This is a genomic window from Candidatus Palauibacter sp. (genome assembly GCF_965237495.1).
GTDB lineage: Bacteria > Gemmatimonadota > Gemmatimonadetes > Palauibacterales > Palauibacteraceae > Palauibacter.
In genome coordinates, this window is the sequence record NZ_OZ250143.1 from 354,972 (window position 1) to 367,664 (window position 12,693).

The following is a 12,693-nucleotide window of genomic DNA, read 5'->3' on the forward strand; positions in this document are numbered from 1 at the left end:
GGCGCGGGCTACGGGGGCGCGAAGGTGCCTGCCAGACACGGATGGCGGGAGGGATGGACATTGGCGCACGCCGATCCTCCTCGGCCGCCCGGATTGTTGCCGGCGGGCTCCCGGCCTTCGCCGGCGCATGGGCGATCGCCTGCTCGGAGGCGCGTACCGGGCCGGAACCCGGGCCGCCGACGCCGCCCCCGACGCCGAACCGGCCGCCGGCGCCGGTGGGCGCGATTCCCGGCCAGGAGGTCGCGGTCGGGGATGCGCTCCAGGTCGCGGTCTCGTCGTACTTCACCGACCCCGATGGGGACCCGCTGACGTTCGACGCCCGTTTCTCGAATCCGGGCGTGGCGACGGCCGCGGCCGCGGAAGACCTGGTGACGCTGGCGGCGCTCGCCCCGGGTGCGGCGACGATCACGCTGACGGCTACCGATCCGGCCGGTCTCGAGACGTTCCAGAGCTTCGAGGCGAGGGTGCTGAACCACCCGCCCGGCATCACCGCCACGCTGCCGGACCTGCACCTGGAGTCGGGGGAGGAACACATGCCGGTCCTGTCCCGCTTCTTCGCGGATCCGGACGGCGACGCCATCAACTTCTCCGCAACCTCCTCCGATGAGACTCGGGTGAGCGTCACGTCGTCGACGGACACGGTCTGGATCAGAGGCGAGTCGGAGGGCACGGCACGGATCACCGTGAGCGCCACCGACGCCCCGGGCCTCTCCGCGGCGGGTGTCCACCTGGGAGTCGGTCCTCGCGAACACCGAACTGAGCGACGTGACCTTCAACCGCCCGCTGAGCTGCGGCGGCCTGACCACGACGGAGGCCGTTGCGACCGTGGACGAACTGCTGATCCTGTTCACCGCCGCGAGCATGGATGGCCCCCACGGAACCCTGGGCTACGCGGGCCCGTGCATCGTCCGCTCGAGTAACAGCCTGCCGATCGTCGGCCGCGTGGTCCCGGACTCGGAGGACATGGACCGGATTCCCGCGACGACGGGACTGCTCGACGTGGTCATCCACGAGATGGCGCACATCCTCGGCTTCGGCATCCCGTGGGACGATTTCGGCCTGCTCGCGGACCCTGCGTCCGTCACGCCCGGGGCCGACACGCACTTCACCGGCGCGGGTGCCATCGCGGCCTTCAATGCTGCCGGCGGCGCGAGCTACACGGGCGCCAAGGTACCCGTCCAGAACGAGGAGCCCGGGCCGGAGAGCCACTGGCGCGAATCGATCTTCCGGGGGGAGACGATGAGCCCGGTGGAATACACCGACCGCGGCGAGTCCCTGAGCGCGATCACAATCCGGTCGCTGGCCGACCTCGGCTATACGGTCGACACTGTCCTCGCCGACCCGTACGGCGTCTCGCTCCCCGACCTCCCCCCGGGGCGTCCGGTCCAGGCGGAGGCCGGCCGGATCCTCCACTTCGGCGACGACATCCTGCGGGTGCCGATCCGCGTCGTGGACGACGAGGGCCGCGTCATCCGAGTGATCCCGCCCCGCTGACCCCGGTAGGGGACCCCCCCAAAGACCGCGCCGACGCCCCGCCCGAGCGCACTCACGGAACCTCGCCCAGCCCCCGGTTTACGGGGGATTCTGTCCACCTTGCATCAGGGGATCAGTACCCCTTGTTTGGGGTGGTGTCTCGGTAGTACGTTCTGGCGCGACCGGGAAAATTGCGTCACGACCCGGAGGACATTCATCCCGAGGAGGAGCTGAATGAAGAAGGTTACGAAAGGCCTGTTGACGACAGGGGTTATCGCCCTGATCATCGGTGCCTGCGGAGACACCGTCGAGGTGATCACTCCGGAGCCGCCGCCGCCGCCGCCCCCCCCCCCACCCATCGTATTTCCACCGCCGCCGCCACCACCGCCGCCGCCACCGCCGCCGCCCAACAGGGCGCCAGTGGCCGTCGGCTCGATTCCGGCCATCGCCGTCGATGCGGGTGCAAGCGCTTCGCTCGACGTGGCCGGCTACTTCAGCGACGCGGATGGCGACGCGCTCACCTTCTCCGCCGGGTCCTCGAACGACGCCGCGGCGACCGTCAGCATGGACGGTTCGTCGGCGACGATCACCGGCGTGGCCGACGGGACCGCGGCCGTGACTTTCACGGCACGCGACCCGGACGGCGCGGCCGCCGCGCAGAACGTCAGCGTGACGGTCGGTGACGGCGTGGCCGGGAACCGGCCGCCCACCGCGGTGAATACGATTCCCGCGTACAGCGTCGATGTCGGCGGGGCGGTCCAGGTCAACCTGGCACCCTACTTCAGCGATGCCGACGGCGACGATCTCACCTACGCCGCCGCCTCGTCGAACGAAGATGCGGCGACCACTTCGGTGGACGGCGCCGTCACGACGATCAGCGGCGTTGCCGATGGGATGGCCGTCGTGACGGTCACGGCCAGCGATCCGGACGGTGCGAGCGCCTCGCAGACCATCAGCGTCACGGTCGGCGACGGCGACAGCTCGAACACCCCGCCGGTCGCCCAGGGCACGATTCCCGACCACACCGTGGCCGCCGGCGGGACGCTCAACGTCGACGTGACGGGGTACTTCAGCGACGCGGACGGCGACGAACTCACCTACATGGCTTCGAGTTCGAACGCCGACGTGGCCACGGCCACCAACGACGGGGCCACGGTCACGATCAGCGGCGTCGGCGGTGGCCGGGCCGTGATCACCGTGACGGCGAGCGACGGCGAGGCCACGGTTGCACAGGGCTTCAGCGTGACCGTCGAAGCGGCGCCGGTGAACTCCGCGCCCAGCGCCGTCGGGACCATTCCGAGCCACTCCGTTGGTGTGGGCGGAACGGTCACCGTTGACGCGGCGGGCTACTTCAGCGATGCCGACGGCGACGAACTCAGCTACACGGTCGCGAGTTCGAACGCCGACGTGGCCACGGCCTCCGCCGATGGGTCCACGGTGACGATCAGCGGCGTGGCCGCCGGCAGTGCCGTGATCACCGTGACGGCGAGCGACGGCGAGGCCTCGGCGGTGCAGGGCTTCGGCGTGGCCGTCGAAGCGGCGCCCACGAACAGCGCGCCCACGGCCGTGGGCACGATTCCCGCCCACAGCATCAACCTCGGCGGCACGGCCACGGTCGACGTGGCGGGCTACTTCAGCGACGCCGATGGGGATGAACTCAGCTACAGCGGCTCGAGTTCCAGCCCCGAGGTCGCGACCATCTCGATGGAAGGTTCGACCGCGACGATCACCGCCGTTGCCGTCGGCGGCGCCGTCGTGACGGTCACGGCGAGCGATGGGTCCGCGTCGGCTTCGCAGGGCTTCAACGTCTCCGTCTCCGATCCCTCCGGGAAGGCGGCGACGGTCGCGATCTTCGGTCTGCGGAGCGTCACCGACCGGAGCACGGCGGTGGATCCGACGAACGTGTCCGGCGACGTCACCGTGCTGCTCGACGTGCAGCCGAACGACGACACGATCGCCGGCATCGCGCTGACGCTGGGCGAAGAGGTGATCCACTGCCGCGGCACCTCCAGCGACCAGGGCGGGTTTATCGCGGCAGCCAGCGGCCAGCTCGAGGTCGAGTGCCTGTTCAAGACGGCCTCCGTGATGGGCGAGTGCGCCGGTGCGCAGCTGGCGCCGTTGTACGCCAACGGCGATCACACTCTGGGCGCGCGTGTCACGACCGCTGATGGCGAGACGCGCGAGGCGATCGTCACGCAGCCGATCACGCTCAAGAACTCCGGGTTCGTGATGGTCGAACACAGCGCCGGCAGCAAGTCCGCGGTCGTGTCCGGCGTCACCTACCACGGCGGTCCGGTCGACGAGGACGACGACAGCAACCAGAACACGTTCCACGCCTGCCCGGTGTCGTACGACGGCACGACGGTCGGCGAGCTCTCGCTGACGACGATGCTCACCGGCCCGGACGCGGCCGCCATCGACTCGACGGTCGCGGACTCGACGCGGGGGGCGACCCTGGTCATCACCAAGGAGAAGGGCGCGTTCACCTGGAACGTCGCCCCGGCCAAGAACACGGGCGTGGAGGACAGGGCCGGCAAGGACGAGCACTGGGTCATCAACAGCGGCGACATCAAGGACGATGGCGATCTGCTGGTGACGTCGAAGTTCAGGGGCGAGGAAGAGGCGAGGGTCGGCCCGCTCTACTTCGACTTCAAGACGCCCACGTGGACACATGATCCGGACGAGGACACGCCGCGGGAGATCCTGGTCAAGACGAGTGCCACGAGGCCTGCGGCGTCCGTAGGGGCCACCTACTACAACAGCGGCGCCTTGAGCGTACGCGGCCTGACGGACGGCGGCGTCGGCAAGGCAGGGGCGACCATCGCGGTGGGCGACTGCGGCCTCGAGGCCAACAGCGACAGCCTCAAGAGCACGGCCTTCATGCCGGCGGCGGGGCTGGAGGCGGTCAGCAACATGGCCGAGCTGCCCGAGGAGGACCGCACCAAGGACTTCGCCGATGACAAGGGCCTGAACTGCTATACGGCCGAGGTGACCGGGATCGCCGACGGACTCGGGAACGAAGCCACGCTTCCGGGCACACCCATCGGCACGGCGGCCTACTTCGGCGTCGACAAGGGCGCGCCGGTCGTGACCGACGTGGAGCCCGACGCGCCAGCGGTCCTCAAGCGTACCTCAATACTGTCGTTCGAGACCGAAGATCCCGATCTGGCGACGGGCGAATCCGGTTCGGGCATCTGGGCCACCCGCTGGTACCTCGGCGCTACGTACAAGGGCGCGTTCGGCGGCTCGGCAGCCAGCCTTGTCGGCCGCGTTTTGGGGTTGACGAAGGACGGTGCCTACCGCGTGACCGCGTTCTCGGAGGACAACTCCAGTCCCGGGAACAGGACTCGGGTCAACTACAGCTTCACGCTGGACACCAAGGCACCCACCTTCGCGGTCAGCAAGAGCCAGTCGAACATCGGCAATACGCACGCCACGACGGTCATCGTAAGCGTGGGCGGAACGATCTCCGACGCGAACGGCATCGAGGCGGCGGAACTCAGCATCCGGTCTCCGGCGGCTGGCGTCTGCCCGACGAGTGCCGACGACGAGCTCAATCTTCCCGCGCGCCGCGTGACGGGGAACAAGCGGGATCTGTCGGACGACGGTTCGAAGGCGGTCACGTTCGACGAGACCTTCACCGTCAAGGCTCCGTCCGCCGGCGACATTTCCGGTGCCGGTCCGTTCCTGGAGGAAGCTCTCTGCTTCTACCTCTACACGGAGGATGTCGCGACGGATGAGGAGGGCGACGGTCCCGGGAACCGGGCGGAGTATGATGTCGGGTCGTTCACCGTGAATTGGAGCAAGCCTGGCCCGGTCCACCGCCTCGGTGCCGTCCATGTCGTTGAAGACAACAACATGGACGACAGCCTGTCGACGAGCGTCATCGACGAAGACAACCCGTTGACGCCGACGGAGGGCGGCGACGCCAAGTTCGCGATCCAGCTGACTTCGGTGCCGAGACGCGACGTGACGGTCAGCTTCAGCGCTCCGGCGACCGTGGAGGTCAGTCCCGCCTCGGTCACGATCGCGAGCGGCACCACGACGTCGACGTTCATCACCGTAACGGCGGGCCACGACCGGAATGTGGTCTCGGAGGAGGCCGTGATCACGGCCTCCGCCACGTCGATCGAGCCGAGATACAGCGGCGCGACGGGCGCGGTCAATGTCACGACCGCCGACGACGACTTCGGGTTGACGGCGACACCGTCGTCCGTGACGGAGAACACGCCCTTCGCCACCGGGACCGCACGGCTGGTCACGATCCGTGTGCAAGCGCCCAAGGGTGGGGATACCAACACCGACCCGGTCATGCTCGGTGTGTCGGATGCGGGCTATACGTTCAGGACCGCGACCGTGTCGGCGACTGGTGTGGCGACGCCGTACACCGGGACAGAGGGGGCCATCACGGAGGTCACCCCGGACTCGGTGGTTGCGACGCCGGGCCGGTCGCGGGCCTACGCGTGGCTCTCCGCTGACGACGACACCGCCGACGAAGATCCCCAGTTGATCCAGATCGGCGCGACGCCGGAAACTGAAGAGGCGCGGATCGAGCCCGTCATGATCACGATCGTGGACGCCGATCCGGATGTCACCCTCTCGATCGACGCGGTCGACGAGGGCGCGGACGAGGTCACGATGACGATCACGGCCACGGCCGCCGGCGGGATGCCGGGCATCTTCGTTATCCCGGCCGCCCGCTGGGCGCTGGTAGAGGACGAGGACCAGGAGACACCAACCCTCGAGAGCCTCGGCTATGCCGTTGTGGCGTCCGGGTCGCTGACGATCGACCGTAACCAGACGTCGGGAACGGTGACCGTGACGGTGTCCGTGCCCGAGGACGCCGACAAGGAGGACGGGATGTTCAAGGTCGCCGTTTCAGATGCCGGAGGGGCGACTGCTCAGGTCGTTGCGCTGAGCGGCGTCAGCGGCGTCAACGTCTCCGTCGGCCAGCTCGAGGTCACGGTTACGGACAACGACAAGGGCGACGGGAACGGAGGAGGCTGATGATCGGTTGGCCATGAAGGCCACCGTTTCCCGAGTAGCACGGAAAGGGCCCCGCGAGTTCGCGGGGCCCTTTCTTTTGTGCCTTGCAGTCTCTTCTGACGGAATCCGCTACATTCGGTAGCCGAGAGGGCCAACCGTGCCGGAACGCGGATCCTCTTCGACCGCCCGGATTGTTGCCGGCGGGCTCCTGGCTCTCGCCGCCGCATGGGCGATGGCCTGCTCGGAGGCGGGTACCGGGCCGGAACCAGGGCCTCCACCCCCGCCCCCGCCCCCGAACCGGCCGCCGGCGGCGGCCGGCGCGATTCCCGGCCAGGAGGTCGCGGTCGGGGACTCACTCCACTTCACGGTTTCATCCTACTTCACCGATCCCGATGGGGATGCGCTGACGTACGACGCCGGTTCCTCGAATCCGGGCGTGGCGACGGCCGCGGCCGCGATAGATCTGGTGACGCTGGCGGCGGTCGCCCGGGGTGCGGCGACGATCACGGTGACGGCCACCGACCCTGACGGCCTCGAGGCGTCCCAGCGCTTCGAGGTAACGGTCCCGAACCGGGGCCTGCGGACGATCGCGCCGCTTCCGGAGCTGGAACTGGCGCTTGGGGACGAGGCGACGGTGGACGTGTCCTCCCACTTCACGGATCCGGATGGGGACGCGCTCACCTACGGTGCCGCGTCGTCCGACCCCGCCGTGGCCGCGGTGGCACCGGTCGGTAGCGCGGTGACGGTGCGGGCGCTGTCCCGAGGCAGGGCGACGATTACCGTGACGGCCGTCGATCCGGACGGCCTGGAGGCCACGCTGGAGTTCGAGGTCACGGTGCCCAACAGCGGGCCGGAGCCCTCCGGAACGCTTCCCGACCTGGAACTGGCGCTCGGGCGGGAGGCGACGGTAGACGTGTCGTCCCATTTCACGGATCCGGATGGGGATGCGCTCACCTACAGTGCCGCGTCGTCCGACCCCGCTGTGTCCGCGGCGGCGGATACCGCCGGGAGCGCCGTACGGGTGCGGGCGCTGTCGCGGGGCACGGCCACGATCACGGTCACGGCCTCGGATCCGGGCGGCGTCGAGGCAAGCCTTGGGTTCGAGGTCACGGTGCCCAACAGCGGGCCGGAGGCCTCCGGAACGCTTCCCGATCTGGAACTGGGGCTGGGAGACACGGCCACCGTGTACGTGGCTTCCCGCTTCGCGGATCCCGACGGGGACGCGCTCACCTACGGCGCCGAGTCGTCGGACCCCGCCGTGGCCGCGGTGGATGCCTCCGGGAGCGACGTGACGGTACGGGCGCTGGCCCGGGGTGCGGCCCCACGATCATGGTGACGGCGTCGGATCCGGACGGCCTGGAGGCGAGCCTCGGGTTCGAGGTCACGGTGCCCAACAGCGGGCCGGAGTCCTCCGGAACGCTTCCGGACCTGGAACTGTCCCCCGGGGACGAGGCGACGGTAGACGTGTCGTCCCATTTCACGGATCCGGATGGGGACGCGCTCACGTACCGTGCCGCGTCGTCGGACCCCGCCGTGGCTGCGGTGGATGCCTCCGGGAGCGAGGTCACGGTACGGGCGCTGTCCCGAGGCAGGGCGACGATTACCGTGACGGCCGTCGATCCGGACGGCCTGGAGGCCACGCTGGAGTTCGAGGTCACGGTGCCCAACAGCGGGCCGGAGCCCTCCGGAACGCTTCCCGACCTGGAACTGTCCCCCGGGGACGAGGCGACGGTGGACGTGTCCTCCCGTTTCACGGATCCGGATGGGGACGCGCCCACGTACCGTGCCGCGTCGTCCGACGCCGCGGTGGCCGCGGTGGCTGCCTCCGGGAGCGAGGTCACGGTACGAGCGTTGTCCCGGGGCACGGCCACGATCACGGTGACGGCGTCGGATCCGGACGGACTGGGGGCCACGCTCGAGTTCGAGGCGGCCGTGCCCAACAGCCGGCCCCGAGCGACCGATCCGATTCCGGACATGGAACTCGCGCGGGGCGAGGAGCGGACGCTCGACGTGTCCTCCCACTTCTCCGATCCTGATGGGGATATGCTCACGTACCGTGCCGCGTCGTCGAATCCCGCCGTGGCGGCGGCGGATGCATCAGGGAGCCATGTGACGGTGCTGGCGCTGGCCCGGGGCACGGCCACGATCACGGTCACGGCCTCGGACCCGGACGGACTGGAGGCCACGCTCGAGTTCGAGGTTACGGTGCCCGGCGGCGGGCCGGTGACCGTGGGCCGGATCCCCGACCTGGAGCTGGCCCCCGGCGTGAGACGGTCGGTGGACGTGTCACCGTACTTCAGCGATCCCGACGGTGACCCGCTGACATTCGCCGCGGGCTCTTCGAATCCGGACGTCGCCACGGCGACCGTCTCGGGGGCCAGCGTCGCGGTGCTGGCGCTGGCCCGGGGTGCGGCCACGATCACGGTGAGGGCTACTGATCCGTCCGGTCTCGAGACGTTGCAGAGCTTCGAGGTTACGGTGCCCGGCGGCGGGCCGGTGACCGTGGGCCGGATCCCCGATCTGGAGCTGGCCCCCGGGGTGAGTCGGTCGGTGGACGTGTCACCGTATTTCAGCGATCCCGACGGTGACCCGCTGACATACGCCGCGGGCTCTTCGAATCCGGACGTCGCCACGGCGACCGTCTCGGGGGCCAGCGTCGCGGTGCTGGCGCTGGCCCGGGGTACGGCCACGATCACGGTGAGGGCTACTGATCCGTCCGGTCTCGAGACGTTGCAGAGCTTCGAGGTTACGGTGCCCGGCGGCGGGCCGGTGACCGTGGGCCGGATCCCCGATCTGGAGCTGGCCCCCGGGGTGAGTCGGTCGGTGGACGTGTCACCGTATTTCAGCGATCCCGACGGTGACCCGCTGACATACGCCGCGGGCTCTTCGAATCCGGACGTCGCCACGGCGACCGTCTCGGGGGCCAGCGTCGCGGTGCTGGCGCTGGCCCGGGGCACGGCCACGATCACGGTGAGGGCTACTGATCCGTCCGGTCTCGAGACGTTGCAGAGCTTCGAGGTTACGGTGCCCGGCGGCGGGCCGGTGACCGTGGGCCGGATCCCCGACCTGGAGCTGGCCTCCGGGGTGAGTCGGTCGGTGGACGCGTCACCGTATTTCAGCGATCCCGACGGTGACCCGCTGACATTCGCTGCCCGCTCTTCGAATCCGGACGTTTCCACGGCGACCGTCTCGGGGCACAGCGTGGCGGTGCTGGCGCTGGCCCGGGGCACGGCCACGATCACGGTGACGGCCTCGGACCCGGACGGGCTGGAGGCCACGCTCGAGTTCGAGGTGACGGTGCCCGGCGGCGGGCCGGTGACCGTGGGCCGGATCCCCGACCTGGAGCTGGCCTCCGGGGTGAGTCGGTCGGTGGACGCGTCACCGTATTTCAGCGATCCCGACGGTGACCCGCTGACATTCGCTGCCCGCTCTTCGAATCCGGACGTTTCCACGGCGACCGTCTCGGGGCACAGCGTCGCGGTGCTGGCGCTGGCCCGGGGTACGGCCACGATCACGGTGAGGGCTACTGACCCGTCCGGTCTCGAGACGTTGCAGAGCTTCGAGGTGACGGTGCTGATGGCGCCGAACCGCCCGCCCGGCATCAGCGCCACGCTGCCCGACTTGGACCTGGAGGAGGGGGAAGATCACATGCTGCTCCTGTCCCGCTTCTTCTCGGATCCGGACGGCGACGCGCTCACCTTCTCCGCCTCCTCCTCCGATGAGACGCGGGTACAACTCGATTCAACCGCGGACACGATCTGGATCAAGGGCGCGTCGGAGGGCACGGCACGGGTGACCGCGACGGCCACCGACGTCCCGGGCCTCTCCACGGCGCAGGCCTTTGACGTCACGGTGAGGCCCTTCGTCGCCCCGACCGGGTTCGACATCCAGCTCGGTTTCACCAGTTCGGTGTCGGCGTCCGCGCGCGACGTGATCCGCGAGGCGGCCTCCACCTGGGAGTCGATCCTCGCGAACACCGAACTGAGCGACGTGAACTTCAACCGCCGGGTGAGCTGCGGCGGTGTGACCACGACCGGGGCCATCGGCACCGTGGACGACCTGCTGATCCTGGTCACCGCCGAGAGCATCGATGGCCCCAGAGGATCCCTTGGCTACGCGGGCCCGTGCACCCTCCGTACGAACGACGGCCTCCCGGTCGTCGGCAGCGTGGTCCTGGACTCGAAGGACATGGACCGGATTCCCGCGACAACGGGGCTGCTCGACCTGGCCATCCATGAGATGGCGCACGTCCTCGGTTTCGGCCTCCTGTGGGACGACTTCGGTCTGCTCGCGGACCCTTCGTCCGTCACGCCCGGGGCCGACACGCACTTCACCGGCGCGGCTGCCATCGCGGCCTTCAATGCGGCCGGCGGCGCGAGCTACACGGGCGCCAAGGTACCCGTCGATAACGAGGAGCCCGGGCCGGACGGCCACTGGCGCGCCTCGATCTTCCGCGGCGAGGCGATGAGCCCCGCGCAATTCCTCAGCCGCAGGGAGCCCCTGAGCGCGATCACCATTGAGTCTCTGGCCGACCTGGGTTACACGGTCGCCGCCGCCCTCGCCGACCCGTACAGCATCTCGCTCCCCGACATCCCCCCCGGTCGCCCCGTCCAGGCGGAGGCCGGCCAGATCATCTACCTCGGCGACGACATCCTGCGGATGCCGATCCAGGTCGTGGACGACGAGGGCCGCGTCCTGCGCGTGATCCCGCCCCGCTGACCCCACCTGACCCCCCTGCCGCCAGCTCGAGGGTCCGGAGACGGAAGCATGGCTGCCGGTTGAACCTGTCTTGATAGGCGCTGTGATCCTGTGATGCGAGGTGCGCGGCGAAGTTTCCGCGCGCCACGACGATCGGTTAGGTTCACCTCGTCACCAGGGATCGCCCATGTCGAAGTCGAAGACAGATGCCGCGAAGTCTCGAACCGCTGTCGGAAAACCCGGCGCCGGCACGGGCTCGACTACGCGCGCGGACCGAGACCGGACGACGGGCGGCATCACCATCACCCGCTGGAACCTCGGTCTCTCGCTCACCATCGCGCTCACGGTCATGGCGGGAGCCTTCTCCCTTCTTTGGGAGCGGACGAACGCCCTCCACGACACGCAGATTCAACTCGTTAGCCGGCTCTCCGGCCTCGAAGCGCGGGTCTCCGGCCTCGAATCGGAGGTGCGCGAGTTGCGCCTGGAAATGCGGGACCTGCGCGAGGAAGTCCGCAGCGACATTAACGTTCTGCGCGAGGAAGTCCGCAGCGACATCAACGATCTCCGCGAGGAAATGCGTGCCGGCATGCAGGAACTCGCCGACCTGATCCGCGCCAGAGAGACCCCGGGCGCCGGCGCCGAGTAGCCCCTCTCCGCTCCGTCCCCGCGCGGGTTCCGTGGCGGGTGTCCGGGCGTTATCATGGCCCGCCGTCGGCGGTTCTCGCGGCCGTCCGCGGGAAACTGCGGTTCGGGCCGCCCCGTAGGTCCGTGACAGCCGATGGCGGCCGGTCCCGGGCGGTCCCGGGGGGACACAGGGCAGATGAGCGTCTTCATCTTCATCATCATTATCGTCGGGCTCATCACGTTCGGCGAGGTGGCCTCGAAATGGTTCGAGGCGCGCCCGTCGCGTCCCGAGGTGGAACCCGCCGCGGACGGGGAGGTCGAGCGTCTGCGCGAGCAGGTGGCGCTCCTTGCCCACGAGGTGGACCGGTTGACGGAGGAGCAGCGCTTCATGACCCGCCTCCTCGAGACCGGCGCGCGAGGCGACGCGCCGCCAGCGGATGAGACAGGCTGAGACGCGCCCGGGGGCGCGACCCGATTCACGACTGCGGGAACCGAATCGATGCTGAACAGAGAAGACATTGAGAGCTACCTCATCCGCACCGAAGCGGACTTCGAGGAACTCGACGAAGGACTTTGGTTGGTCCACGCCACGGGCGAGTCCGCGGAGCAGCGGCCGGGAATCGTGGTCAACTACCAGCCGCCCGTACTCGTATGCCGCGCCGACGTGCGGGCCCTTCCGATCGACGACGAGGACCAGCTCGCGCTCTACCGGAAGCTCCTGGAGCTGAACGCGGTGGACCTCATCCACGGGGCCTACGGCCTCGAGAACGACGAGGTCATCCTGAGCGACACGCTGGAGCTGGAGAACCTCGATTTCTCCGAGTTCCGCGCCACGCTCGAGAGCCTCACCCTCGCGCTGACCTCCCACTGGGACAGCCTCACCGCCGACATTCCGAGCAACTGAGGACAAGC

Annotated in this window: 8 protein-coding genes; all 8 read left to right on the forward strand. The window is 69.4% G+C overall.

What is annotated here, in order from left to right; all coding sequences use genetic code 11:
- The first annotated feature begins 53 nt into the window (after positions 1 to 53).
- The 8 genes from ACPXY0_RS01480 (at position 54) to ACPXY0_RS01515 (ending at position 12,685) form a co-directional block, all read left to right on the forward strand.
- Positions 54 to 920 (forward strand): hypothetical protein, encoded by an 867-nt coding sequence (locus tag ACPXY0_RS01480; RefSeq protein WP_423927791.1) that lies wholly within the window; start codon positions 54 to 56, stop codon positions 918 to 920.
- Positions 862 to 1,494: a leishmanolysin-related zinc metalloendopeptidase gene (locus ACPXY0_RS01485; RefSeq protein WP_423930533.1), complete on the forward strand. Its 633-nt coding sequence runs from the start codon at positions 862 to 864 to the stop codon at positions 1,492 to 1,494. The genes ACPXY0_RS01480 and ACPXY0_RS01485 overlap by 59 nt, the downstream gene beginning before the upstream one ends.
- A gap of 213 nt (positions 1,495 to 1,707) precedes the next feature.
- On the forward strand, positions 1,708 to 6,480 hold the full coding sequence (locus ACPXY0_RS01490; protein WP_423927793.1) for an Ig-like domain-containing protein: 4,773 nt from the start codon (positions 1,708 to 1,710) through the stop codon (positions 6,478 to 6,480).
- A 136-nt stretch (positions 6,481 to 6,616) separates the two neighbouring features.
- Positions 6,617 to 7,795: an Ig-like domain-containing protein gene (locus tag ACPXY0_RS01495; RefSeq protein WP_423927795.1), complete on the forward strand. Its 1,179-nt coding sequence runs from the start codon at positions 6,617 to 6,619 to the stop codon at positions 7,793 to 7,795.
- Positions 7,789 to 11,178 (forward strand): Ig-like domain-containing protein, encoded by a 3,390-nt coding sequence (locus ACPXY0_RS01500; RefSeq protein ID WP_423927797.1) that lies wholly within the window; start codon positions 7,789 to 7,791, stop codon positions 11,176 to 11,178. Before ACPXY0_RS01495 ends, ACPXY0_RS01500 begins: the two co-directional genes overlap by 7 nt.
- 166 nt (positions 11,179 to 11,344) lie before the next feature.
- The gene (locus tag ACPXY0_RS01505; RefSeq protein WP_423927799.1) at positions 11,345 to 11,803 is read left to right on the forward strand and encodes a hypothetical protein; all 459 of its coding nucleotides are present in this window, start codon (positions 11,345 to 11,347) and stop codon (positions 11,801 to 11,803) included.
- 174 nt (positions 11,804 to 11,977) lie between these two features.
- Positions 11,978 to 12,232 carry a hypothetical protein gene (locus tag ACPXY0_RS01510; protein ID WP_423927801.1) on the forward strand — a complete coding sequence of 85 codons (255 nt, stop codon included), beginning with the start codon at positions 11,978 to 11,980 and terminating at the stop codon, positions 12,230 to 12,232.
- A 48-nt stretch (positions 12,233 to 12,280) separates the two neighbouring features.
- On the forward strand, positions 12,281 to 12,685 hold the full coding sequence (locus ACPXY0_RS01515) for a hypothetical protein (protein ID WP_419934846.1): 405 nt from the start codon (positions 12,281 to 12,283) through the stop codon (positions 12,683 to 12,685).
- Positions 12,686 to 12,693: the final 8 nt, after the last annotated feature.